Below are 26,203 nucleotides of genomic sequence, written 5' to 3' on the forward strand. Positions count from 1 at the left end.
ATTCAAAAATCAGTGAATGTTAGCCATAGATTATAGGGCTAAATCCAGTTGATCCCCTTTATCTTGTAACCAAGTTTTACGATCCTCGGCACGTTTTTTTGCCAACAACATATCCATTAGCTCAAGGGTTTCTTGATCTTGTTCATAGGTAAGTTGAACAAGTCGGCGTGTGTTGGGATCCATTGTGGTTTCTCGTAATTGCAACGGGTTCATTTCCCCTAACCCTTTAAAACGCTGTACATTAGGTTTGCCTTTTTTACCTTTTAAGCGAGCTAAAATTGCTTCTTTTTCACTTTCATCAAGGGCATAAAAAACCTCTTTGCCCAAGTCAATACGGTATAGGGGAGGCATTGCCACAAAAACGTGCCCTTGTTGAACTAACTTAGGGAAATGACGTAAAAATAAGGCACAAAGTAAGGTAGCAATATGTAAACCGTCAGAATCGGCATCCGCCAAAATGCAGACTTTACCATAGCGTAATTGTGAGAGATCTTCATTATCGGGATCAATCCCCAAAGCAATGGCAATATTATGAACTTCTTCCGAACCTAATACCTGTTCGGAAGACACTTCCCAAGTGTTTAAAATTTTACCTCGTAACGGCAAAATCGCTTGATACTCACGATCTCGGGCTTGTTTGGCTGAGCCACCCGCAGAATCGCCTTCCACTAAAAATAGTTCGGTGCGTTCAATATCTTGTTGGCTACAATCAGCCAGTTTCCCCGGTAAGGCTGGACCGCTCACTAATTTTTTACGCACCACTTTTTTAGCTGCACGCAAACGGCGTTGAGCGGAGTTAATGGCTAATTCTGCCAGTTGTTCTGCAATGTGAACATGTTGATTAAGCCATAAACTAAAGGCATCTTTTACCACGCCATTCACGAACACTGCCGACTGACGAGAAGACAAACGCTCTTTGGTTTGCCCAGCAAATTGTGGTTCTTGCATTTTGACGGATAGAATATAGGCACAGCGATCCCAAATATCATCAGCAGTAAGTTTTACGCCACGAGGCAACAAATTGCGTAATTCACAAAATTCACGAATGGCATCTAATAAACCTTGGCGTAAGCCATTAACATGCGTGCCACCTAATGGGGTAGGAATAAGATTAACATAGCTTTCGCCGATTAACTCGCCACCTTCAGGTAGCCATAATAATGCCCAATCTACCGTTTCTTTTTCGCTTGAATAACTGCCAATAAAAGGCGTTTCAGGTAGGCAAGTCAAGCCATTGACTGCTTCGCTAAGATAGTCGCTTAAACCATCTTGGTAGAGCCATTGCTCTTCGTTATGATTGACTTTATCAATAAACTTAATATGCAAACCGGGGCAAAGTACCGCTTTGGCACGTAATAAATGACGTAGCCGACTGACGGAAAATTTGGCAGAGTCAAAATAATGAGGATTAGGTTTAAAATGCACAGTGGTGCCAGTGGTACGCCGTCCACAAGTGCCGATAATTTCCAGTTCTTTGGTTTTTACCCCATTGGCAAATTCAATTTGATAAACCTGCCCATCACGTTTAACCGTAACACGAACAAATTCAGATAAGGCATTAACCACAGAAATTCCAACGCCATGCAATCCCCCTGAAAATTGATAATTTTTATTGGAAAATTTTCCACCAGCGTGCAATTTACATAAAATTAACTCAACACCAGAGACGCCTTCTACAGGGTGAATATCTACTGGCATTCCTCGTCCGTTATCAATGACTTCAAGGGATTGATCGCTATGTAAAATGACTTCAATTTTATTAGCATACCCTGCTAAAGCCTCGTCCACACTGTTATCAATGACTTCTTGTCCGAGATGATTGGGACGGCTAGTATCGGTGTACATACCGGGACGTAATTGAACAGGTTCAAGATCTTTTAGAACACGAATATCTTGTGCTTGATAGTTGGTTGTCATTGTTTGTAAATTATTTTATTGTCAAAAAATTGGAGGGATTTTAACAAAAAATTGGTTCAGAGTGAACTTGTGTGGGTAATTTTGGTTGAGAGACTGATAGGTTATGTTGTTTGGTACAAAGTGCGGTGAGTTTTGGGATTATTTTTTACTGCTATTTCTCCGTCTTGGCGAACGGTTTCGCCCGTTGGGCGACTTACTTTCTTTGCTTGCACAAAGAAAGTAAGCAAAGAAATGCCCCCCTAGAAAAATTCTGATCCTGTGTTTCAACTTGAACCATCACGACACATTTCTGAACTCGCCTTGCTTTGCAAGGCTCAGACAGCAGAAATGTGTCTATGGTTCTAAGTTTTACACAGGGAATTTTTAAGGGGGAATGATCGGAAATATTTCTATTTTGGGAAAAAATTAAAAAATTGACCGCACTTTGAATAAATTTAACAGAAATAAGAAAATAATGCTCCCTTACCCCCTTAAAAAATCCCAGTCTGAGCTTAGAACGATAGAATAATTTTGGTTGTTTGAGCGTAGCGAGTTCCAAAATTATTCGTATATCGTTCTTAGCGAAAGGCTGGATAAGATTTTTTCTAGGGGCGTGTTTCTTTGCCTACTTTCTTTACACGAGTAAAGAAAGTAGGTCGCCAAAGGCGAAAAACGTTAATGAAGTCAGAGACATAGCAGTGAAAAAATAATCCGAAAACTTACCGCACTTTTAGTCAAAATAAGTTCGTTTATTATATAAAAAATAAAAACATTACCGTTTAAAATTTAAATGGTAATGTTTTATTGCTTAATTGATATTAATCAGTTATTTATTTTTAAGATTGGCAAAGAAGTTTGCCAATAATGAACCAGAAACATTATGCCAAAAACTAAATAACGCACTCGGTACGGCGGCAATCGGGTTAAAGTGTGCGGCGGCGAGGGCTGCCCCTAGTCCTGAGTTTTGCATACCTACCTCAATGGCAATGGCTTTGCTATCATAATTATCAAGTTTAACGAGTTTAGCCACTAAGAAACCGAATAAATAGCCTAGACTATTATGTAACACCACAATAGCAAAGATTAATAAACCAGATTCAATAATACGCTCTTTGCTGACAGCAACCACTGCCGCCAAAATTAATACAATGGAAATCACTGAAAGTAATGGCATGGTTTGGCTGATTTCCGCGATTTTCTGTTTAAATAACGCACGCACGATTAAGCCTAGGAATATTGGGAAAAGTACCATTTTGAGTACCGAAATAAACATTGCGGCGGCATTGATTTCTAACCATTGGCTAGCTAAGGCATAGAAAATCATTGGGGTTAAAATAGGGGCAAGCAAGGTGGAAATGGTGGTACAAGCAATGGATAATGCGGTGTTGCCCTTGGCTAGGTAGGTCATAACATTGGACGATGTACCGCCGGGACAAGAGCCAACTAAAATCACGCCAATGGCTAATTCCGCAGGTAAATTAAATCCTTTGGCGAGGGCATAAGCAAGGGCAGGCATAATGATAAATTGCCCTGCTACACCAATAAACACCGCTTTAGGGTGTTTAACCACTTCACCAAAATCGGCAAAGGTTAAGGTAATCCCCATACCAAACATAACAATGCCTAATAAATAAGGAATATAAGGGGCGATTAATTTAAAGGTGTCAGGAAAATAAAAAGCAAGAATTGCGGCGACTAAAGCCCATAAGGCAAAGGTTTTACTGAAAAAATGTGTGAGTTTTAATAATGTTTGCATAAAGTGTAGTTCCTTAAATGTGGATTAAAACCCTTAATATAACAGAAATTTAAGGATAAAAAAGAGGCTGTTCATACAAAGAAAAAATCCTCTTTATGCAAGAGGATTAAGATTTATTTGCGTTTTTTACCGCCTTGACGGGCTTTAAAGCGAGGATTTTCCTTGCAGATAACATAAACCACGCCATGACGGCGGACAATTTTGCAACCCGGGTGGCGGGTTTTAGCACTTTTTAGTGATGATAAAACTTGCATAATTTTTCCTTATTTTTTAGTGAGAATTTAGTAGGTTATTTGGATTTTAATGCCCCAAATTTGCCGTAACGATGAGCAAACTCACTGGCTCGTCCTTCATTGGCAATTTGACGAGTTTTCCCAGTATAAAATGGGTGAGAGGCAGAAGAAGTATCACACATATAAACAGGATATTCCTTGCCGTCCGTCCATTTCATGGTGTTGGTGGTTCTGGCACAAGAGCGAATTAAAAAGCCCGTTTGTGCACTAGAATCATAAAAAAGTACTGTACGATAGTTTTCTGGGTGAATGCCTTTTTTCATAAATTTTCCTTAGTTTGGCGTTAATAGAGAAATAATGTGGTGGATTATAACTTAGATAGTAATGATTATCAAAACTTATTTTTAATTAAAAAATAAGTTTTCGTTCAATGACGGAATTTATAGGTGTTTCAATTTATAGTTGTCTCATTTTAAAGTGGAACGACTATAAAAATTGAAACAACGATATGTTATAAAGATCATGGAAAGTTGGCTGTTATCTTTATTTATTACGTTGTAATATGCCTAAATAAATGGCGATAAGCGTTAATAAAGCACCGCACCATTGTACGAGGTTAATGGGTTTTGCCAATAAAAAATAATCAATTAGTAAAGCAGCAACGGGTTCGGAGAGGAGCAATAAGCCCGTTAAGGATAAAGAGAGTAAGGGGATAGAGTAAGCGATTAAGCCCCAAGCGATACATTGCATAATTAAGCCATAAACAATAATCCAACCTAATTGGTGAATAGTAGTCGGCAGAATTTTGCCGCTATCAAATAGGTACATTGGTAGGATTAAGGCTAACATACCGCCGATACTAAGTAATAGCATAAGAACAAAAATGCTGATAGGCTCAGTTTGTTGGGCTTTTTTTACATAAACCATAGATAAAGCAAGGAAAAAACCAGAGGCAAGCCCTGAAACAAATCCCCATAAGGCTTGTTGATTATGTGCTATTTCTGGGCTGGCAATCAATCCCACACCAACTACCGCTAAAAATAGGCTAACTATTTGATATAAATTCAGTTTTTCCTTAAACCAAATAAGTCCAATAAGGGTTAGCCAAAATATTTGTAGGCTATTGAGCAGGGTGGATATACCCGGTCCTATGGCATAAATGCTTTCGTGCCATAAGGCTAAATCAAAGGCAAGGAATACGCCAGATAATAAGGCATAATAACAGGTGGCTTTTTGTTTTGGCAAGGTGGTTCTTAATAACCATACTAATAATAAAAAAGCCAATCCAGAAATTGCCAAACGCCAAAAAGCAATGGCATAAGCCCCAATAGGTAACTTCGCCACAATAATACTGCCTAAACCAAATAAGATACTACCAATAATTAATCCTACGCTAGCGGATTTTTCCTTAAACATTTATCGCCCCTTTTATGGTTGTGCCACTTTAAAATAAGAATATTAGATATTGGGTGTATTTATTAATATCTCAAGATAAAATTTTTCAAAAATGAACCGCACTTTATTAAGGATATAGTTATTTTTATTGAAATCATTATAATATCTTGCAGATTTTTATAGGAGTTAAGTCAATGTTTTATCGTTTGTTATTAGCTTTAAAAAAGCCGGGGAATACGCTCTGGATAACCCCTACATTAGGCGCATTGTTAGCCATTATTTTTGCCTTTGCCGCTAAATCGGTGAATTTTTTTATTGCTGAAAATGTCTTACCAGAGGTTCAACAGGAAACCTTAGATGGTTTATTAGGGATTATTGCTTCCAGTATGTTGGCAGTAAGTACCTTTTCGTTGTCTATTATGGTGTCGGCTTTTGCTTCGGCATCAGGCGGAACAACGCCGAGAGCTACCGAATTGGTAATGGGCGATGATAATACCCGTATGGCAATTGCCAGTTTTATTTCTGCCTTTATTTATGCCATTATCGCCAAAACTGTATTGGGTATGGGATTTTATGGGCAAAATGGACGTTTTGTACTTTTTGTCAGTACCTTATTGGTGTTGCTCTATTTAATTATTACCTTAATTCGTTGGGTTGCCACCATTTCTCATTTAGGCGGTATGAAAAACACCTTGGAAAAAATTCATTGTGCCGCAGAGAAAGCATTACAACATTATCGGCTTAATCCCACAATGGGCGCAAGCTGGTTAGGTAAATGCAGTGCAAAAGCCAGCGTGGTTTATGCAAATGAAGTGGGTTATTTAACCCATATTGATATGCAGTCTTTGCAACGTTATGCGGAAAAGCAAGATTGTTATATAGAAATCAAAGTGAGACCCGGTGAATTAATTTCTCCTAATATGCCTTTAATTTGTATAGAAAATGCGCCGCAGGATCAGCAACAATTAGACAAATTAGCACAATATTTTGTATTGGCTGGTTCACGCAGTTACGAGGAAGATCCTGAATGGGGATTTATTGTATTAGCGGAGTCAGCTCAAAAAGCCTTGCCTCCAGTGGCAAATGATCCCGGTACAGCCATTGCTGTTATGCATATTATGATGCGGATTTTAATTACTCAACCAGAAGCTAAAGCAACAACCATAGATTATGATCGATTAGCCATTAAACCTTTAGATGCGGCGGACTGGATTAAAAGCGGTTTTGCACCTATTGCACGAGATGGAGTTAATTTATTAGAAGTGGATCTTTTGTTACAAAAAACGTTAGCTACCATTTGGCAAAATGCGCCAGAACAACGAGTGCGTGAGGCGGCTTTACAACTGGCTATCTCTTCTTTACAACGAGCAGAACAAGCATTAACCTTTTCTGAGGATTTTCAATTATTACAACAAAAGCATAATAAGTTGTTTGATAAGTAATATTGAGATAATAAAAAGTGCGGTCAAAATTACCGCACTTTTGTGTTATTAATGTTGTCATCATGTTAATAATTTGCTCTCTATCACAAATTTTACAAAAACTAGAATAATATCTTGCATATTTGTTGAATTTTTGTTGCTTAATAGTTAAGCTGAAATGGCTTTTTAGCAATTTATTGTAAAAAGTAGGCAACGACAAATTCGATCTAAATGGAGGGCTAAGCCATGAAAATGAAAGCAGCAGTGGTAAATACAAATTGTTCTGGGGTAGAAGTGGTTGAGAAAGATGTACCTACGATAGGAACGGGGCAAGCATTAGTAAAAATGGAGTATTGTGGTGTTTGTCATACGGATTTACACGTAGCAGCAGGGGATTATGGTAAACACCCTGGACGGATATTAGGACACGAGGGAATTGGCATTGTGCAACAAGTTGCCGATGATGTTACCACGTTAAAAGTGGGCGATCGTGTGAGTGTTGCTTGGTTATATGAAAGCTGTAATCATTGTGAATATTGTGTGTCAGGGCGTGAAACGCTTTGCCGTTCGGTGAAGAATGCAGGATATACCGTTGATGGTGGTATGGCGGAATATTGTGTAGTGGCGGCGGATTATGCGGTAAAAGTGCCTGAGGGATTAGATCCCGCACAAGCCAGTAGTATTACTTGTGCAGGGGTAACCACCTATAAAGCCATTAAGGTATCGGAAATTCGGGCTGGGCAATGGATTGCTTTATATGGAGCAGGCGGTTTGGGAAATTTATCGGTACAGTATGCCAAAAAAGTCTTTGGGGCAAAGGTCATTGCCATTGATGTGAATGACGATAAATTAGCCTTGGCACAACAATCAGGTGCTGATGTGGTGATTAATTCTGCTCAAGAAAATGCGGAACAACGGATTATTGAAATCACCCAAGGGGGAGCGCATGCGGCAGTGGTTACTGCGGTGGCGAAAGCGGCGTTTAATAGTGCAGTAAATGCGGTAAGAGCAGGGGGAACTGTGGTGGCTGTGGCGTTGCCTGTGGATACCATGGATTTGTCTATTCCTCGTATTGTGCTAGACGGTATTCGTGTCATTGGATCTTTAGTGGGAACACGACAAGATCTCGCAGAGGCGTTTGAATTTGGGGCAAGAGGTTTAGTTGTGCCAGTGGTGCAAACTCGCCCATTAGAGGACGTTGCGGCGATTTTCCAAGAAATGCACGACGGTAAAATCCAAGGGCGTATGGTATTAGATTTTACTCATCATCACCATCATCATTGTGGTTGTGCTAATCACGCTTAATTATTGTTGTAGATATAAAAAGTGCGGTCAAAATTACCGCACTTTTTTGTTTAATCTTTAACTTGAATTGCCATAATATTTTGAGCGTTTTTTTCGCTTACCCGTTGCAAGATATTTTGGCGTTGTTGTTGATCAATTAAATGAATATCGCCAAATAGCTGGTAATCAATATCGTTAATGCCACAATAATTGAATAAACCATTGACTAAGCAATCATCAAGAGATTTATCCCAACCAAAGGCTTGGTATTGAGCTACATTACTACCTAGGGTAATAAATTGCTGCATTTTCTTGCCTTGTAATAACCCTTGCGAAATCTCTCCCTCAGTTTTATAGGCAAAACCATGGCTAAGGACACGATCTAAATAGCCTTTTAAAATGGCAGGAAAGCCCATCCACCATAATGGATAGATTAGGGTAATCAAATCCGCATTGTGGATAAATTGTTGTTCACGTTGAATTTCCGCAGGCAGGATATTTTGATAGCTTGCCGTTAATTCTTGCCAGCTTAGAATAGGATTAAAGTCCAGTTGATAAAGATCACGAATCTGTGTTTCAACCTGTAATTGTTTACTGCTTGCTAGCACATTTTGTAAAATAGCGTGGTTAAAACTTTGCTTATTTGGGTGAGCAATAATGATTAAATGGTTCATTGTTGTTCCTCTATTTTTTGCACGAACAGGGTAATGCCTTCTACTTTGATAACTTTAATGCTATCTCCTTGTTGTAGATGCTGACCTTTGATTCGCCAAGTGGTATCGCCGAAATGCCCTCGTCCTATGCCATTGGCTTGTATGCTTTGTACAATGCCGATTTTGTTTAGCATAAGGTGATCTCGTTGATTGAGATGCGTTTGTGATTGATCTTGGCGATCTTTATTATGTTGAATTTTCCACCAAATCAGGCTAAGGGCAATGGCGAGTATGGCATAAAGGATAAAGGCAGTAGGCAAACCTAATTGAGGAAAGAGAAAGACCACAGCAGCTAAGGTTAAAGCCGCTAATCCCCACCAAAGTAAAAAGATGCCCGGAATAATAATTTCGCCAATCAGCAAAATAAAGCCTAAAATAAGCCAATGCCAAATTGACCATGTGGATAACCATTGCATAATGCCTCCTATTTGAAAGAATAAAAAATCCCTTTATGAAATTAAAGGGATTTTAACATAAAAATTATTGGCTGATACCTTTGTGTCTTAACAACGCATCAAGCTGAGGCTCACGTCCTCGGAAGCGTTTAAATAAGGTCATTGGCGGTTCAGAGCCACCTTTGGTTAAGATTTCGTCTAGGAAAGATTGCCCAGTAACAGGGTTAAAAATTCCCTCTTGTTCAAAACGGGAATAGGCATCGGCGGATAAGACTTCAGCCCAGAGGTAGCTATAATAACCTGCCGCATAGCCACCAGCAAAAATATGGCTAAAGCTATGAGGGGTTCTTGCCCATTCTACCCCTTTGATAACCGCCACATCTTGTTTTACTTGATTAAGGGTTGGCAGAATTTGGTTAGCTTGGTTGGCTTGATAATGATGATGCAAACGGAAATCAAATAAGCCAAATTCTAATTGGCGTAACACAAACATTGCCGCTTGGAAATTTTTTGCCTTGAGTAATTGGGCTAATTTTTCTGTTGGTAGCGGTTCGTTAGTTTGATAATGCCCAGAAATAAAGGCAAGGGCTTGTTCTTCCCAGCACCAATTTTCCAAGAATTGGCTTGGTAATTCCACTGCATCCCAAGGCACACCATTAATGCCTGCTACATCAGGTACATCAATTAAGGTCAGCATATGATGAATACCGTGTCCAAATTCGTGGAATAGGGTGGTAACTTCATCGTGGGTAAAGAGTGCGGGTTTGTCGCCTATGGGTTTATTGAAATTACAGGTTAAGTAAGCCACAGGGCGTTGTAGTGAGCCGTCTAATTTACGGCGGCGGCCTACACAATCGTCCATCCAAGCGCCACCACGTTTATTTTCACGTGCATATAAATCTAAATAAAAACTGCCCCGCACTTGGTCTTGAGCATCAATCAGATCAAAGAAACGCACATCGGGGTGGTAAGTATCCACATCAAAACGTTCTACCGCACGAATATTAAAAATACGTTGAATGACTTCAAATAGCCCGTTTAATACCCGTTGTTCTGGGAAATAGGGGCGTAATTCTTCATCATTAATGGCATATAAGGCTTGTTTTTGCTTTTCGCTATAAAAGCTAATATCCCAAGGCTCAAGTTCATTCACGCCATATTCAGCCTGACAAAAGGCTTGTAAATCCGCCAATTCTTTTTGCCCTTGTGCTTTAGAACGGATCGCCAAATTATCAAGAAAATCTAACACTTGTTGTGGGCTTTCTGCCATTTTGGTGGCAAGGGATAATTCGGTATAAGTGGAAAAATCCAAGAGTTTGGCTAATTCTACCCGTAAATTTAAAATTTCTTCCATAATGGCGGTGTTATCCCATTTGCCCGCATTTGGACCTTGCTCGGAAGCGCGTGTTACAAAGGCACGATACATTTCTTCACGTAATTCACGATTTTCACAATAGGTCATCACAGGCAAATAACTTGGAAATTCTAAGGTAAAGCGATAGCCCTTAAGTCCTTTACTCTGTGCCGATTGTTGTGCTGCCTCAAGGGCAGATTCGGGTAAGCCAGCTAATTCGGATTTATCACTGATAATTTTTTCCCAGCCCATAGTGGCATCAAGCACATTATTGCTAAATTGTGAGCTTAATTCGGATAAACGTGCCACGATTTCGCCATAACGTTGTTGTTTGTCGGCAGGCAAGGAAATGCCCGACAATTTAAAATCACGCAAGCTGTTATTAATGGCAGTTTGCTGTGCCACGCTTAACTGAGCAAATTCTGGGCTGTTTTTGAGTTGTAAATAAGCATTATATAAGCCTTGGTGTTGCCCCACCCACGTGCCGTATTCGGATAATAACGGCAAGCAGGCTTGATAAGCCTCACGTAATTCAGGGCTATTTTTTACGGAATTAAGATGACTCACAGGCGACCAAGCCTTGCTGAGCCGATCATTCACTTCCGCTAAGGGCTGGCAAAAATTATCCCAGCTAAAGTGCGGTGCGTTTTCCAATAATTTTTCTGTGGTAGCACGACAATCTTGAATTAATTGCTCAATGGCAGGTTTGATATGTTCTGGTTTAATTTGCGAAAAAGCAGGCAGTTGATGATCTTGTAATAATGGGTTTGACATAATTTTTCCTATCATTTAATTGATGAATATGTATTAAATAAGGTTTTATTCCGTTAAATCAAGAGGGGCATTGATGATTAATTGATTTGCTATGGTTAAAATACGTTTATATTGGAATAGCCTTTGTTTCCATTGTTCAGGAATATGGGATAGCCCATAAAACGCACCTGCAATTTGCCCTGCAACAGCCGCAACCGTATCTGCATCTTCGCCTAAATTTGCCGCATTGAGAATAGTTTGCTCAAAATTATCACTATGATAAAACGCCCATATCGCCGCTTCTAATGTATCTATTACATAGCCTGAACTGCTAATTTCATCGCTATTTTTACTTTTAAACTCAAGGTTAAATAATCGCTCCATTGCTTTAGACCAAGCATAAGGTTGCAAATGAGTAAATAACCGATCTTTATCATTTTCGCCTTGAAATATTCTATACAATACTTCGGCAAAGTAACGATTAGCAGAAAAACAATCCGCAGAGAGATGAGTTGCTTTGACGCTTTGTTCCGCATAGTGAATACATTGCGTTAAGTTGTTATGGTAAAAAATCGCAATGGGGGCAAGTCGCATTAATGCCCCATTGCCATCTTTGGTTGGTGTTGTAATGGCTTGTCCTGTACGGCGAAAATGACATAAAGAATAAACGGTAGTTTGTCCTAAACCAAAGCCATAAGAAAGTGAAGAATTATATCCCTCAAAAGCCCAGCGACAATAATATTCTAATTGGTTATTAAGATTAAACCCTTTTGAGCTTAATAAACTTTCGGCTAAACAAAGTGCCATTGAGGTGTCATCAGTCCATTTTCCAGCGGCTAAACGGAATTTTCCGCCACCAACCATATCCTGAACACCTTGTTTAATTCGATGACGAGGACAAAATTCTAAGGTTGTGCCAACGGCATCACCACAAGCAAGCCCGATTAAACAACCTTGTAAACTATCCTGTTTTCTTGTGAGCATTGGATTAAGCAATTTTTACCGCTTTATATTGGCTCACTGGATTGGCAATAACGTGGCGAGCCTCAATCAGTTGTAATTCATAAGAATGTAGATCGTGGGTAATTTGCATTACGTCATTCACCGCATTAGCGGTATGTTCAAAGGCTTCTACATCGGATTTTCCATTAAGCAAATTGGCTAAAAATACGCTAGCGGTTAAATCGCCCACGCCCACAGGTTCTTTGGCAAAAGTATGCAGTGGACGGCTAATATGCCAAATGCCTTGTTGGTTGGCGAGTAACATTTCAAACTGGTTCGGATCTTGCCCTACTTTGCTTAAATGTTTTACCAATACTTTTTGCACGCCTTTAGCTAAAATGGCTTTTACTGCCTCAATGGCTTGGGCAAAATTTTCCACCTTTAAGCCAGAAAGTTCACGTAATTCTACTAAATTCGGCGTGGTAATATCGGCGGCGGCAAGGGCAATATCACATAATCCCTCTTTTACGCCGTCAGCCACAATACAGCCTTTATCAGGGTGTCCCATAACAGGATCGCAAAGATAAATGGCTTGTGGATTAATGGCTTTAATTTTATTGACAGCGTTGACAATTTCTGCCACTTGCTCCGCTGAGCCAATATAACCAGAGAGTATGGCATCGCATTTATGCAATTCACCAATGGCATCAATACCTGCCACAATTTCGCCAATTTGTTCTTTGGGGATAACCATTCCTGTCCATTGACCATATTGGGTATGGTTGGAAAATTGTACGGTGTTTAACGCCCAAGCATCAACGCCCAATAACTGCATAGGAAAAATCGCAGATTTGTTGCCTGCATAACCATAAACCACGTGGGATTGGATAGATAATACATTTTTCATAAAAAAATCCTTAGTTTGATTAGCAGTAGCCATAATTCATTAGGCGTTGATAACGGCGATCTAAGAGGTTTTCTTGATCAAGTACATCAAGATCTGCTAAATCCGCTAATAAGCGTTTTTTGAGATTTTTTGCCATGGCTTCATAATCACGATGCGCACCGCCTAACGGCTCAGGCACAATATTATCAATTAAGTCTAATTGTTTTAACCGATCAGCGGTTAAGCCCATAACTTCAGCGGCAGTAGAGGCTTTATCGGCACTTTTCCATAAAATAGAGGCACAACCCTCAGGGGAAATGACCGAATAAGTGCTATATTGCAACATATTGACTTTATCGCCTACACCTATGGCTAACGCACCGCCTGAACCGCCCTCGCCAATTACCGTACAAATAATAGGCACGCTTAAGGTGGACATTTCACGTAAATTACGGGCAATGGCCTCGGATTGTCCGCGTTCCTCTGCGCCTACACCCGGATAAGCCCCGGGGGTGTCAATAAAGGTAATAATAGGGAGCTTAAAACGTTCAGCCATTTGCATTAAGCGTAAGGCTTTGCGATAGCCCTCTGGGGCAGGCATACCAAAATTACGTTTGACTTTATCTTTAACCGTACGTCCCTTTTGATGACCGATAACCATAACAGGACGTCCGTCTAAACGGGCTAAACCGCCCACAATGGCTTTATCATCAGCAAAAGCACGATCGCCCGCTAATTCTTCAAACTCGGTAAAAATATGTTGAATATAATCAAGGGTATAAGGACGATTTGGGTGGCGAGCCATACGCGAAACTTGCCAAGCGTCCAAATCGGCAAAGGTTTTTTTGGTTAATTCTTTGCTTTTTTTCTGTAAGCGAGTAATCTCTTCATCAAGATTAATTTTGCTGTCTTGGCTTGCTACTGAACGTAGCGATTCAATTTTTGCCTCTAATTCGGCGATAGGTAATTCAAAATCTAAATATTCTTGAGTCATACTCTTTTCCTATGAAAATAATAAAATAATTGACCGCACTTTGTGGTTATTGCTAGTTGAGATAACCAATGTAAACAGATTGATCATTGTCCCATGTTAAATTGAAACGATGATACTATTCTTATTGTTGCGGACAAAAAACCGTTTAATTGTATGCTTTTTTTGTTAAAAAATCAGGTCTTTTTCTGGCTTTTTTATGATTTATTTCGCTGATTAAACCAGTTGATATAATCAAACTGATCATAATATTTATCGCCAAACCAGCTTGTATAAGCAAATAAATCGCCCACTTGTCCCTGTTGTTCAAACCCTTGAATATAATAGCTAGAGGGCAATTCAGGATAGGGGCGATGAGTAAATACCACTTTGTTGGCAAAGGGTAATTGTTCAAAGGCCACTAAATCGCCATATTCGCAACCGTCTCGATCGGTCATCATAATAAATAAATTGGTTAAGTTAATGCGTTTTGAGCGTTGCTGCCATTTTTGTTGGGCTTGTTGTGGTGAAGTGTAATGCACAAAATGCAGGGTAATGTCCTCAAGCAACGCTACGGGATAAGGCATTTTATTCTCAATAAATTGCAATTTAGCTTGTTGATAATGCTCAATATTTTGCAAATAACGAATAAAATCTTTCGGCGTAACATAAAGATTAACAAAAGGCGATAAAAAAGGTTGAGCTAAGTCGTGCAAAATAAGACCGCCAGTACAGTTACTTGATAACAAAGAAAAGCCTTGATTTTGTAAATTTTGCTGATTTTTCTGGTTAATTTGACGGCGAAACTGATGATTAATCGCCCGTTTTAGTTTGGCTAGGTTCATAGTTTAAGCGTTATTATAATAGATTACCTTCTAATACCAATCGTCCTTTCTCTACCCGAATTGCCTTGGCGAGTTTTTTAATCATAAATTGTTTGGGATCGGATTCATCAAGTTGATAAATAGGTTGATGATTAAATAGCAAAGGCAGACTTTTACTTAATAATGGCATAATGCTTTGCAGTTGGTTCATATATTCATCAGGTTTTCCCGCCCAACGCAAAATACGAATATCGGTTAAATAAATTGCTCCTTTGTCAGGATCATAATAAGGTATGGTATCAATGACTAAATGAATGTTTCCCTTGAATTGATCGCTTGCCAGCTTAAATAACCCTTGTAAATTGGCGGAAAGTTCAATACGGTTTGGATCATTCTGCCCAATTTCCGCTTGAATATCGTTGATAACATAATCAATGTTTAGCAAGCCCGCTAAACCAAATTGATCTTCAATTTGTACATTATTTTGCAAATATTGATTAATTTGAGCTTGGCTAAGGCTAAATAATGAGGCTTGAGCAAAGGAAGGATAAGCAATAAAAATAATCACAAACAGTTTTAAATAATGCAACATAATAAGATGAATATCCTAAGATGAATGATGATTTCTGTAAAATAGCATAAAAAATGTTATAATCAAGCCTTGTTATTTTTTTATGCTATAAAATCAACCTTTAAGGAGCAAAAATGAAAGCCAGTTTAGTGAAAATAATGCAAGGGAGCTTAGTGGCATCAACCTTATTATTAACCGCTTGTAGCCAGCTTAATGGTGGGGCAGAGGTGTCCTCAGCCAAGGTGGCAAGTAAGGTTGCCGATAATGAATTCGCTCGCAGTTTATCGCAATTAGAGCAACAAGCCTCACAAGCTAACCAATTTGAATATCAATATAATAGCGAAAAATACCGTACTTATTTAGATAACCAGCCGATTTTGATTAATGCCCATAACGGTAAAGAAGAAACCAAGTTATTCTATCGCAATGGAAAATTATTTGCCGTACAAGATGCGACAGGGTTATATGAATTTAACAGCACAGGGCAATTAGTTAGAGCGGTAGATTTAAAGGGAAACTTAGTTGATTTAACTACGTTGGACGACAAAGCCCAGAGTTTGCAACGCTATGCGGATAATTTAGCTAAACGTTTTTCTTATAATAAAGCGGATCGTAATATTGCACGTGTTGCCAAAGATCAGCGACTTAATTATTTATGTATTGATAAAATTAAACAAGTGGCACAAACCAATCGTGTATTCCGTAGCTCAGCAAATCAAGCGAAAAGTGCCGATCGTTTATTGGCTGAATTGCGTTTAAATGGCAATCAATATTATACAATGGATTGTCAATTATCGCAGGATCGGGTGGTGAAGTTGAGCTTAATCAGCAAATAACGAGGATTGAATAGGCATTAAAGTGCGGTGCTTTTCCGCACTTTTTTATTGGTTTTAGGGAAGAATGTTGGGGAATAAGTATGTCAAATAATGACAAAGCGTTTGAACAATATGTACAAGGCATTTATGCCAAACATAAAGGGCAAAGGATTTGCCAATTTGATTATCTGGGGAAAAGCTATTGGCTTAAACAGCCTGAAAAGTTACAGGGTTGGTTAAGGTTATTAAAAGCCAAGCCACAACAAGCCTTTCAACGAGAAATTGTGAATTTACAACTGCTTGAAAAAGCGACACAAGACGTTAAGGTAACCCCTAAATTAGTCTATTTTAATTCGCATTTTTTGGTTTTAGAAGACGCAGGACGCACCCTTAATCAATGGTTGGAAGATCCACAGGTTTCACCTCAACAAAAAATGCAGATCTTGGCTGAGGGAGCAGTGGCATTAGCTAACTTGCATCAACAGGGGCTTACCCATGGACGCCCTGCCTTGCGTGATATTGCTTGGCAAAATGGCAAAGTAAAGTTTATTGATTTAGAGGCAAGTGCCAAAAAAACAAATCTCAATTACCGTATAAGACGTGATATTTTGGTATTTATTCACAGCCTTTACCGCTCTAAATATTTATCGCATCAAGATATTGTGCAAACAGTACAACATTATCAACAAGCCTGCGAACCGCATATTTGGCAAGATACCCTAAATTTTATGGCAAAATTTAGCTGGCTATATTATTTATTACGCCCACTTAAACCTATTGCTGGCTCTGATTTATTGGCATTAATTGGGTTATTAGGTTATTTTAAATTGAAACGGCGATAATTAGTTATAAATTTATTAAATCGCCAGCCTAGAAAATTAACTAGGTTAGCGATTGAAACATGAATTTAGAGCTTTATGAGCTTTAATTTTCTTTACGATATTTATCTAATAATCTGATATTGACTTTAGCGAGTAAATCCCCATTAAGTTTGTAATAACGGAAATAGATAAACAGGGTTAAGCTAAAGAAAGCGATAGGAAAACCGCACATAATAACTTTCATCCAAAAAATTGTTTGAGCAGATTGAGCGGTATTAGGAACATAGTGAATTGCACTGAGTAATACGCCGATTAGAAAGACAGAAACCGCAGAACCTGCTTTGACAACCATGGTTTGTACCGCATAAGCGATACTTTCACTGCGAATACCTAATTTATATTCACCATAATCTACTGTATCAGCAACCATAATGACTTGTAAGATCCAAAATAATGCAGTACCTATGTTGAGTAAAATACCAGCTAAAATAATAAGGATAATATTTTGTGGGCTAAAAAGGGCCATAAAGATCAAGGTTAAACACCCTAATATGGGTAATAAAGAAGCTCCAGCCCAAAGTACTCGGCGAGATAATAAACGAGCAATACGAGAAAATAGTATTAAAGTAATAAGATTAGCGATACCTGCATAGGACATATAGTAAGGAAATAATTCTTTGTCGCCAACTACATAAGTAAAATAATAAATCGCAAAGCTGGTAATAATATTTGTTGCAATATTATAGGCTAATGCCATAAGTAATAAACTACTAAGTTGATCATTTTTAGGGATTAAGGCGATTGCTTGTTTTAGTGGGATATGATTAGATTGAGGTTGGCTTTCAGAGCTATATTGTTCTTTTACATTGATTAAGGTTAGCAAAGTTGATCCCACAAAGAAAATAATGATCACAAGGGTAAACATTCTAAAACCAAAACTTATATCCTGCCCACCAACATACTCAATGAAAGGCATTGCTATACCTGCTGTAACAAATCCTGCTAGGCTAGCGAAAAATCTTGGATAGGGAACAAGTTGTTCACGTTCTCTTTTGTCTAAGGTAAGTGTAGGAACTAATGACCAAAATGGGATATCCATTAAGGTATAAGTCATTCCCCATAAAATATAAGTAATTGTAATATAAATGACTAAGGCTGTTCCTGAGAAATAGTTAGCACAAAAAAGAGAAAATAACACGATGGAATTAAGAATCGTACCAATAAATATCCAAGGCTTAAATTTTCCCCAACGAGAGCGAGTATTGGTTACAATCCAGCCCATAATTGGATCGTTTAATGCGTCCCAAATTCTTGCTACCATAAAAATTGTTCCTACGATTGCCGCAGAAACACCAAGAACATCGGTATAATAGTACATTAAATACATATATACGATAGCAATAGCAAAATCTTTGCCATAAGCACCTAGCCCATAGCTGAGTTTTGTTTTCATTGTTAGGCTCATAATAACCTCGCTTTTTGATGAAAAGTCGCTCGCAAAATGGTTTGCGAGCAGTATGTATGGCTAGCAGAATTATTGTTGGTAAACCCAATTAGGTAGCCAATCTCGGTGTGCATCTAGCAATTCATCAACTAATTGATAGATTTCCTCTAAGCCAAGTGCAGCTGCGGTATGCGGATCAAGCATTGCTGCGTGATAAATATGCTGTTTGTTTTCCGTTAAAATGGCTTCTGTTGTAAGTCGTTGTACATTAATATTGGTTTGCATTAATGCCGCTAAATGGCTTGGGATTTTGCCCACTTTGGTTGGACGAATTCCATTCGCATCAACTAAACACGCCACTTCTACACAACAATCCTCAGGCAAATTAGTAATTAAATGTTGATTTTTCACATTGCCATAAATGACACTAGGTTGTCCTGTCCAAATGGAATTGATAATCGTGCTTGCATATTCTCGAGATTCTGGCATATCAATCCGATCTGCTGTTTGATACATCTTGAGATCTTGTTGCCAATTTTCCATTTGTTCAATGCAACGCTTAGGATATTCATCAAGAGGAACTTGATAACGTTCTAATAAATCAGGGCGATGAGGCTTGATAAAATAAGGGGTATATTCGGCAAAATGTTCAGAGGATTCAGTAACGAAATACCCCAATTTTTTCAGCATTTCATAACGAATTAAGTTGTTGCAACGAGGATTGTTGTCCATTCTTGGTTTAGGTGCTTTGCCTTGTGCGAAAGCGTCTAAAAGATCAGGGTAAATATTTTGGTATTCACCATTACTAAGGCGTTTTTCAAGGCTCAAATAAAATGCCATATGATTAATACCAGCACAAACATAGCGTAGTTCTTGGGGATCAAGATCTAAATCTCGAGCAAGTTCTTCAGCAGTTCCCTGTACAGAATGACATAAGCCAACCTGCTTTATTTGTGGATATTTTGCGTAAATTGCCCATGTATTCATTGCCATAGGGTTCACATAATTAAGTAATGTCGCATTTGGGCAAACGGCGAGCATATCTTCACATATTTTCCAAAGATGTGGAATTGTGCGTAATGCTCGCATAATACCGCCAACCCCAAGGGTATCCCCAATGGTTTGCTCTAAACCATATTTTTTACAAATACGAAAATCAGTAACGGTACAGGGTTCATAGCCACCAATTTGAAAAGCAACTATCACAAAATCAGCCTGTTGCAAGGCTTCACGTTGATTATCGTAACAGCATATTTTGCCCGTTGCTCCAGTGGAATGCATCAATTTTTCAATGACTAAATGAGATTGTTGTAGTCGTATGGGATCAATATCCATTAATGCTATTTCAGCTTGTTTTAATGCTGGTTTATGAAAGACATCATTAAGAATATGTTTGACAAAAACGGTAGATCCTGCGCCGATAAAGGTAATTTTAGGGGCTGACATAGTTTTCTCCTTATATTCATCTAAGAAAGGTTAATAGGATAATGCCATAGACTCCAAAAGAAATATTTACTAAATTTATGTAAAATATTCCTGAAAACTTAGTTTATGTGATATGGTTGGAAAAATCAGAGTTTTTAGGAATTTTTTGCAAAAAAATATCATAGTGTAAAATAAATTATTTATGTTGAGGAAAATGATGTTAAAGAAAAAAACACGAACAGAAAACGTTAGTGCAGAACAGATTAGCCCTCTATCACTTTATGCCGAGAGTTTACCTTTACATATTGATTTGCAACAACCGCCAGAGGCAATGCCAGCTTATCATTGGCATGGGCAAATTGAGATAAATATTCCTTTTGATGATAAGGTAGAATATATTTTTAATGGTCATAATATTGAATTAAAAGCGAATCATATTACTTTATTTTGGGCAACGATTCCTCATCGTTTGGTTGAGCGTTATCGTTGTCAAAATATGGCTGTATTGGATATTCCGATTCAACAATTTTTAGCTTGGACATTGCCAAAAGAATTTATTAATCAAATTACTTACGGGCAGGTTATTCAATCAAAGCAAGCAAACTTAGTTAGTTTATTTGAAATTAAACGTTGGCTTGTTGAATTAAAACTTCCGCAAATGAGTCGTCATCAGTTAGTTTGTGATGAAGTACAATTAATGGTAAGGCGTATGGCATTAGATGGTTGGCAAACATTATTGAATAATAAAACACTTTGTTTAAATACAACGGGTGCTTCTCGCCATACTCAACATTATGTGAATGTGATGCTTTCCTACATTGCTAAACATTATAATCAATCTTTAACCGTAGAGCAGGTAGCAAGTGCTGTGGGATTAAACGCAAATTATGCCATGAGTTTATTTCAAGCGGTAATGAAATTGACGATAAAACAATATATTACCAGTATGCGGATTAATCATGCTAAGGCATTATTAAGCGATACAGAACGTTCTATTTCTGATATTTCTAGTACAGCAGGTTTTAGCTCGTTGAGCCGATTTTATGATAATTTTCAAAAAATGGTGGGTATTTCTCCTAAACAATATCGTAAATTAATTCGTTCTAATGAACGTTGGAGCGTCAATGGAATTAAGCCAACACAATTTAACGAGAAAGGGGCGAGTGATGGACATCATTTACTTTCTCATTATGCGAAAGAAATTGATTAATAGATAAAGTGCGGTCAGTTTTTAATTTATTTTTTACAAGGCTTGCTATTTGGTATGAAATGTGTATAATACCGCCCATATTTCTTTCGGACGCGGGGTGGAGCAGCTTGGTAGCTCGTCGGGCTCATAACCCGAAGGTCGTTGGTTCAAATCCAGCCCCCGCAACCACTTTTAAATAAGAATAGCCCAAGTGGGCTTTTTTTATGTGTAGTCGTTTCAATTTAAAATAAGACAAGGCGGCATGCCGAAGATAGTACGGCGAGGCGTGCCAACACAGTATTATTTTAAAGTGGAACGACTATAACAATTTGGCAACAATAAAGTGGGCGATAAGCCCTTTTTTTATATCTGAAAATTGGAGGCTGTGTTGGCAACCCTAGAACAAAATTTACAAGAGTTATTAACGCCCAGTGTTGAAGACTTAGGTTTTGAATTAGTCGGTATTGAATGTCAGCGTATGGGACGTTATTTAACCGTTAGATTATTTATTGATAAAGAGGGCGGTGTTACCATTGATGATTGTGCCGATGTTAGTCGTCAGGTCAGTGCAGTGCTAGATGTAGAAGATCCTATTGCAGATAAATACAATCTTGAAGTGTCTTCCCCGGGGTTAGATCGTCCCTTGTTTACGTTGGCACATTTTCAACGTTTTGTGGGGCAAGAGGTATTAATTCATTTGCGTATTGCTATGGGTGATCGCCGTAAATGGCAGGGAATATTACAAGCCGTTGAAGGTGATACGATTACCTTATTGGTAGAAGGGCAAGAACAGCATTTTATTTTTAGTAATATCCAAAAAGCCAATATTGTGCCTAAATTTTAATTGAGATTTTATCTGTTTAACAGAGGTAAAAAGACTATGAGTAAAGAGATTTTATTAGCCGCTGAAGCGGTATCAAACGAGAAATTATTACCGCGTGAGAAAATTTTTGAAGCCTTAGAAAGTGCTTTAGCCATTTCTACTAAAAAGAAGTATGAGCAAGAAATTGACGTTCGGGTTGTGATTGATAAGAAAACGGGAGAATTTGATACATTTCGCCGTTGGTTAGTGGTAGAGGAAGTACATAATCCAACAAAGGAAATTACCTTAGAAGCGGCACAATTTGATAATCCTAATGTGCAAGTGGGCGATTATGTTGAAGATCAAATTGATTCTATTGCCTTTGATCGTATTACCATGCAAACAGCACGTCAGGTTATTAGTAGCAAAATTCGTGAAGCTGAACGCAATAAAATTGTTGAGCAATTCCGTTCGCAAGAAGGGGAATTGATTATTGGTACAGTTAAAAAAGTCAGTCGTGATAATGTGGTGCTAGATTTGGGTAATCAAGCAGAAGCGGTTATTTTGCGTGAAGACTTATTACCGAGAGAGAATTTCCGTCCGGGTGATCGTGTGCGTGGTGTTCTATATAGAGTTAGCCCTGAATCAAAAGGTGCACAACTATTTGTTACCCGCTCTAAACCTGAAATGTTAATAGAGCTTTTCCGTTTAGAAGTGCCAGAAATTGGCGAGGAATTGATTGAAATTCGTGGTGCAGCAAGGGATCCGGGTTCAAGAGCTAAAATTGCAGTGAAAAGCAATGATAAACGTATTGATCCTGTTGGTGCTTGCGTGGGAATGCGTGGTTCTCGTGTACAAGCCATTACTAATGAGTTAGGTGGCGAACGTGTGGATATTGTATTATGGGACGATAATCCTGCTCAGTTTGTGATTAATGCTATGGCACCTGCTGATGTCAGTTCTATTGTGGTTGATGAAGATAGCCATTCAATGGATATTGCGGTAGAAGAAGAGGCGTTAGCACAAGCCATTGGACGTAACGGGCAAAATGTACGTTTAGCGACTCAATTAACGGGGTGGACATTGAATGTGATGACCAGCCAAGAATTGAAAAATAAGCATCAAGCAGAAAGCCGTAAATCAGTGGATTTATTTGTAGAACATTTAGAAATTGATGAAGAGTTTGCTGAATTATTAGTTGAAGAGGGCTTCACTAGCTTAGAACAGCTTGCTTATATTCCAGTAGAGGAATTATTAGATATTGAAGATTTAGATGAGGAGTTAGCTGAAGAATTGCGTACTAGAGCGAAAAACGCATTAACTACCATTGCCTTAGCTGAACAGGAAGTATTATCGCAAGCAAACGCAGAAGAAGCCTTACTAAATTTAGCAGGTATGAATAGACACCTCGCTGTTAAATTAGCAAGTAAAAATATTACCACCTTGGAAGAATTGGCTGAACAAAGTGTTGATGATTTAGCGGATATTGAGGAGCTAAGTGAAGAACAAGCGGCAGAGCTAATTATGGCTGCTCGTCAAATTTGTTGGTTTGGAAACGAAGCGTAGGGGATTGAATAAGTTATGAGTGATAAAAAAATAACCCAGCTGGCAGAGGAAATTCATACGCCAGTTGAACAATTATTAAAACAGTTCGCTGATGCAGGAATCCAAAAAACTGCAGATTCAGAGGTTACTGCTGATGAAGAAGCGAAGTTATTGGCTGCTTTGAGTGGGAAAAAAACAACAACACCGAAAAAATTAACTTTACAACGTAAGCAACGTAGCACATTAAAAGTACAAGGGGCTACGGGTAAGAGTAAAGAAGTGCAAGTTGAAGTGCGTAAAAAACGGGTTGTTAATACTAAAGCGGCAGAAGAAGAAAAAGCACGTCTGGAAGCAGAGGCAAAAGCTAAACAAGAAGCAGAACAACGGGCTAAAGAAGAAGCGAAACGTCAAGCTGAGGCTAAAGCTAAATTAGAGGCTGAGAAAGCGGCGGAAGAATTGGCGAAACAGCAGGCAAAAGAAAAAGCAGAGCAGGCGAAAAAAACACAAGCTAAGCAAGAGAAAGTGGCTAAAGCAGAGGCGAAACCACAGGATCAAGCTAAGCAAAAACGTAAAGAAGAAGAGGCTGAATTACGCCGTAAAGCAGATGAGTTAGCTCGTCAGAAAATGGAAGAGCAAGCTCGTAAAGCGGCGGAAGATGCAAAACGTTATGCAGATTTTGCTGATGATAATAGTCAAGATAATGATGATGACTACGCAGACTATAATCTTACTTCAAGCTATGCCTTAGAGGCAGAAAATGAAGAGCAACGCCGTAATGAAAGTCGTGGGCGTGGTAAGAAAGTGGTTAAAGCGAAAAAAGGTGGGCGCGAAGACGAAAGTGGAAATAAAAATGAGCGTGAAGCCAATCGCCGTAATCATAAAGATCATCGAGCTAAAGGTAAGCATGGTAAAAAAGGTTCTGCATTACAACAAGCTTTCACAAAACCTGTACAAAGTGTAAAAAATGATGTGGTCATTGGCGAAACTATTACTGTAGCAGAATTAGCCAATAAAATGGCAGTGAAAGCCACAGAAATCATTAAGACTATGATGAAAATGGGCGAAATGGTAACCATTAACCAAGTGATCGATCAAGAAACCGCACAGGTTGTAGCGGAAGAAATGGGGCATAAAGTCATTGTTCGTAAGGAAAATGAATTAGAAGAAGCCTTAATGAGTGATCGTGATACCAATGCTGAATTGGTTACACGTGCACCAGTGGTTACCATTATGGGACACGTTGACCATGGTAAAACCTCATTGCTTGATTATATTCGTAAAGCAAAAGTGGCCGCAGGCGAAGCGGGGGGGATTACGCAGCATATTGGTGCTTATCATGTGGAAACCGATGATGGTAAGATGATTACTTTCTTGGATACACCGGGACATGCAGCGTTTACTTCTATGCGCGCTCGTGGTGCGAAAGCGACTGATATTGTGGTGCTTGTAGTGGCGGCTGATGACGGTGTAATGCCACAAACCATTGAAGCTATTCAACACGCTAAAGCTGCAGGTGTACCGATTGTGGTTGCAGTGAATAAAATTGATAAGCCAGAGGCAAATCCAGAGCGAGTAGAAACGGAATTATTGCAACATGATGTGGTCGCCGAGAAATTTGGTGGTGATACCCAATTTGTGTATGTTTCTGCGAAAAAAGGAACTGGGGTTGATGATTTATTAGAGGCGATTTTATTGCAATCTGAAGTGCTAGAATTAACCGCTGTTAAAGAGGGTATGGCAAGTGGGGTTGTGATTGAATCTTACCTAGATAAAGGACGAGGCCCAGTAGCAACGATTCTTGTACAATCAGGTACATTAAATCGTGGAGATATTGTACTTTGTGGGTTTGAATATGGTCGTGTGCGTGCTATGCGTGATGAAAACGGTAAAGATATTCAAGCCGCAGGGCCTTCTATTCCTGTTGAAGTGCTAGGCTTATCAGGCGTTCCTGCTGCTGGTGATGAAGCGACAGTGGTGCGTGATGAGAAAAAAGCTCGTGAGGTTGCGTTATATCGTCAAGGCAAATTCCGTGAAGTGAAATTAGCTCGTCAGCAAAAAGCGAAACTTGAGAATATGTTTAGCAATATGACGGAAGGCGATGTTGCTGAATTAAATGTGATTGTTAAAGCTGATGTACAGGGGTCTGTGGAGGCGATTGTACAAGCCTTACAAGAACTTTCTACTTCTGAAGTAAAAGTGAGTGTGGTGGGTTCTGGCGTTGGTGGAATTACCGAAACAGATGCCACATTAGCCGCCGCCTCTAATGCGATTATTCTTGGCTTTAATGTGCGTGCTGATGCTGCTGCTCGTAGAGTGATTGAAAATGAAAATATTGATTTACGTTATTATTCAATCATTTATGAACTATTAAATGAAATTAAAGCGGCAATGAGCGGTATGCTTGCCCCTGAATTTAAACAAGAAATTATTGGGTTGGCAGAAGTGCGTGATGTCTTCCGCTCACCGAAATTCGGTGCGATTGCAGGCTGTATGGTTACCGAAGGGGTAATTAAACGTAATAACCCAATTCGTGTGTTGCGTGATAACGTGGTGATTTTTGAAGGGGAGCTAGAATCATTACGCCGTTTCAAAGATGATGTAAGCGAAGTTCGCAGCGGTATGGAATGTGGTGTTGGCGTGAAAAACTACAATGACGTTAAAGTCGGCGATCAAATCGAAGTCTTTGAAGTGGTTGAAGTACAACGTAGCATTTAATTTATTAGCCGCACTTTAATCAATAAAGACTAAAGTGCGGTGCTTTTTTATTAT

General features: G+C 38.9%; 24 protein-coding genes and 1 tRNA gene. 9 read left to right on the top strand and 16 right to left on the bottom strand.

Annotation, left to right across the window (positions count from 1 at the left end; all coding sequences use genetic code 11):
- Nucleotides 1-30: 30 nt before the first annotated feature.
- The 6 genes from parE to A6A20_RS11950 form a co-directional block, all read right to left on the bottom strand.
- Nucleotides 31-1,917 carry a DNA topoisomerase IV subunit B gene (parE, locus tag A6A20_RS11925; RefSeq protein ID WP_279573631.1) on the bottom strand — a complete coding sequence of 629 codons (1,887 nt, stop codon included), beginning with the start codon at nucleotides 1,915-1,917 and terminating at the stop codon, nucleotides 31-33.
- 101 nt (nucleotides 1,918-2,018) lie between these two features.
- Nucleotides 2,019-2,144, bottom strand: coding sequence for a hypothetical protein (locus tag A6A20_RS11930; RefSeq protein ID WP_279573632.1), 126 nt, complete (start codon nucleotides 2,142-2,144; stop codon nucleotides 2,019-2,021).
- Nucleotides 2,145-2,722: 578 nt separating this feature from the next.
- Nucleotides 2,723-3,652 (bottom strand): bile acid:sodium symporter family protein, encoded by a 930-nt coding sequence (locus A6A20_RS11935; protein ID WP_279573633.1) that lies wholly within the window; start codon nucleotides 3,650-3,652, stop codon nucleotides 2,723-2,725.
- 113 nt (nucleotides 3,653-3,765) lie between these two features.
- Nucleotides 3,766-3,906, bottom strand: coding sequence for a type B 50S ribosomal protein L36 (gene ykgO, locus A6A20_RS11940; RefSeq protein ID WP_132688040.1), 141 nt, complete (start codon nucleotides 3,904-3,906; stop codon nucleotides 3,766-3,768).
- Nucleotides 3,907-3,941: 35 nt separating this feature from the next.
- Complete coding sequence (locus tag A6A20_RS11945) at nucleotides 3,942-4,208, bottom strand: type B 50S ribosomal protein L31 (protein ID WP_132688043.1); 267 nt, start codon at nucleotides 4,206-4,208, stop codon at nucleotides 3,942-3,944.
- Between the two features lie 220 nt (nucleotides 4,209-4,428).
- Nucleotides 4,429-5,301 (bottom strand): DMT family transporter, encoded by an 873-nt coding sequence (locus tag A6A20_RS11950; protein ID WP_279573634.1) that lies wholly within the window; start codon nucleotides 5,299-5,301, stop codon nucleotides 4,429-4,431.
- Between the two features lie 173 nt (nucleotides 5,302-5,474).
- On the opposite strand from A6A20_RS11950, the gene A6A20_RS11955 reads away from it, so the two are divergent.
- Nucleotides 5,475-6,722, top strand: coding sequence for a DUF2254 domain-containing protein (locus tag A6A20_RS11955; RefSeq protein ID WP_279573635.1), 1,248 nt, complete (start codon nucleotides 5,475-5,477; stop codon nucleotides 6,720-6,722).
- Nucleotides 6,723-6,947: 225 nt separating this feature from the next.
- Nucleotides 6,948-8,006 (top strand): alcohol dehydrogenase AdhP, encoded by a 1,059-nt coding sequence (gene adhP, locus A6A20_RS11960; RefSeq protein ID WP_279573636.1) that lies wholly within the window; start codon nucleotides 6,948-6,950, stop codon nucleotides 8,004-8,006.
- A gap of 50 nt (nucleotides 8,007-8,056) precedes the next feature.
- On the opposite strand, the gene A6A20_RS11965 is transcribed toward adhP, so the two are convergent.
- From A6A20_RS11965 to A6A20_RS12000, 8 genes are all read right to left on the bottom strand, one after another.
- Nucleotides 8,057-8,659 (bottom strand): NAD(P)H-dependent oxidoreductase, encoded by a 603-nt coding sequence (locus tag A6A20_RS11965; RefSeq protein ID WP_279573637.1) that lies wholly within the window; start codon nucleotides 8,657-8,659, stop codon nucleotides 8,057-8,059.
- On the bottom strand, nucleotides 8,656-9,114 hold the full coding sequence (locus A6A20_RS11970) for an NfeD family protein (protein WP_279573638.1): 459 nt from the start codon (nucleotides 9,112-9,114) through the stop codon (nucleotides 8,656-8,658). The genes A6A20_RS11965 and A6A20_RS11970 overlap by 4 nt, the downstream gene beginning before the upstream one ends.
- 64 nt (nucleotides 9,115-9,178) lie before the next feature.
- On the bottom strand, nucleotides 9,179-11,221 hold the full coding sequence (gene prlC, locus A6A20_RS11975) for an oligopeptidase A (RefSeq protein ID WP_279573639.1): 2,043 nt from the start codon (nucleotides 11,219-11,221) through the stop codon (nucleotides 9,179-9,181).
- A 45-nt stretch (nucleotides 11,222-11,266) separates the two neighbouring features.
- A complete protein-coding gene (locus A6A20_RS11980) occupies nucleotides 11,267-12,196 on the bottom strand; it encodes an ADP-ribosylglycohydrolase family protein (RefSeq protein ID WP_279573640.1) in 930 nt (309 codons plus the stop codon).
- On the bottom strand, nucleotides 12,189-13,049 hold the full coding sequence (pdxY, locus tag A6A20_RS11985) for a pyridoxal kinase PdxY (RefSeq protein WP_279573641.1): 861 nt from the start codon (nucleotides 13,047-13,049) through the stop codon (nucleotides 12,189-12,191). The genes A6A20_RS11980 and pdxY overlap by 8 nt, the downstream gene beginning before the upstream one ends.
- A gap of 19 nt (nucleotides 13,050-13,068) precedes the next feature.
- A complete protein-coding gene (accA, locus tag A6A20_RS11990) occupies nucleotides 13,069-14,022 on the bottom strand; it encodes an acetyl-CoA carboxylase carboxyl transferase subunit alpha (RefSeq protein ID WP_279573642.1) in 954 nt (317 codons plus the stop codon).
- A 194-nt stretch (nucleotides 14,023-14,216) separates the two neighbouring features.
- Nucleotides 14,217-14,843, bottom strand: coding sequence for a DUF1919 domain-containing protein (locus A6A20_RS11995; protein WP_279573643.1), 627 nt, complete (start codon nucleotides 14,841-14,843; stop codon nucleotides 14,217-14,219).
- A gap of 13 nt (nucleotides 14,844-14,856) precedes the next feature.
- Nucleotides 14,857-15,414: a YceB family lipoprotein gene (locus tag A6A20_RS12000; protein ID WP_279573644.1), complete on the bottom strand. Its 558-nt coding sequence runs from the start codon at nucleotides 15,412-15,414 to the stop codon at nucleotides 14,857-14,859.
- 113 nt (nucleotides 15,415-15,527) lie between these two features.
- On the opposite strand from A6A20_RS12000, the gene A6A20_RS12005 reads away from it, so the two are divergent.
- Nucleotides 15,528-16,229 (top strand): hypothetical protein, encoded by a 702-nt coding sequence (locus tag A6A20_RS12005; RefSeq protein WP_279573645.1) that lies wholly within the window; start codon nucleotides 15,528-15,530, stop codon nucleotides 16,227-16,229.
- Between the two features lie 80 nt (nucleotides 16,230-16,309).
- The gene (locus A6A20_RS12010; protein ID WP_279573646.1) at nucleotides 16,310-17,050 is read left to right on the top strand and encodes a BUD32 family EKC/KEOPS complex subunit; all 741 of its coding nucleotides are present in this window, start codon (nucleotides 16,310-16,312) and stop codon (nucleotides 17,048-17,050) included.
- A gap of 82 nt (nucleotides 17,051-17,132) precedes the next feature.
- On the opposite strand, the gene melB is transcribed toward A6A20_RS12010, so the two are convergent.
- Nucleotides 17,133-18,482, bottom strand: a complete 1,350-nt coding sequence (gene melB / locus A6A20_RS12015; RefSeq protein ID WP_279573647.1) for a melibiose:sodium transporter MelB — start codon at nucleotides 18,480-18,482, stop codon at nucleotides 17,133-17,135.
- An 81-nt stretch (nucleotides 18,483-18,563) separates the two neighbouring features.
- Complete coding sequence (gene melA, locus A6A20_RS12020) at nucleotides 18,564-19,919, bottom strand: alpha-glucosidase/alpha-galactosidase (protein WP_279573648.1); 1,356 nt, start codon at nucleotides 19,917-19,919, stop codon at nucleotides 18,564-18,566.
- A 196-nt stretch (nucleotides 19,920-20,115) separates the two neighbouring features.
- Between melA and melR the strand changes: the two genes are divergently transcribed.
- From melR to infB, 5 genes are all read left to right on the top strand, one after another.
- A complete protein-coding gene (gene melR, locus A6A20_RS12025; protein ID WP_279573649.1) occupies nucleotides 20,116-21,108 on the top strand; it encodes a transcriptional regulator MelR in 993 nt (330 codons plus the stop codon).
- Between the two features lie 91 nt (nucleotides 21,109-21,199).
- Nucleotides 21,200-21,276: transfer RNA gene (locus tag A6A20_RS12030), tRNA-Met, on the top strand.
- Nucleotides 21,277-21,475: 199 nt separating this feature from the next.
- Nucleotides 21,476-21,931 (top strand): ribosome maturation factor RimP, encoded by a 456-nt coding sequence (gene rimP / locus A6A20_RS12035; protein WP_279573650.1) that lies wholly within the window; start codon nucleotides 21,476-21,478, stop codon nucleotides 21,929-21,931.
- Between the two features lie 36 nt (nucleotides 21,932-21,967).
- Nucleotides 21,968-23,455, top strand: coding sequence for a transcription termination factor NusA (gene nusA, locus A6A20_RS12040; RefSeq protein ID WP_279573651.1), 1,488 nt, complete (start codon nucleotides 21,968-21,970; stop codon nucleotides 23,453-23,455).
- 15 nt (nucleotides 23,456-23,470) lie between these two features.
- A complete protein-coding gene (infB, locus tag A6A20_RS12045) occupies nucleotides 23,471-26,149 on the top strand; it encodes a translation initiation factor IF-2 (protein ID WP_279573652.1) in 2,679 nt (892 codons plus the stop codon).
- Nucleotides 26,150-26,203: the final 54 nt, after the last annotated feature.

The organism is Volucribacter amazonae (assembly GCF_029783845.1).
Taxonomy (GTDB): Bacteria; Pseudomonadota; Gammaproteobacteria; order Enterobacterales; family Pasteurellaceae; genus Volucribacter; species Volucribacter amazonae.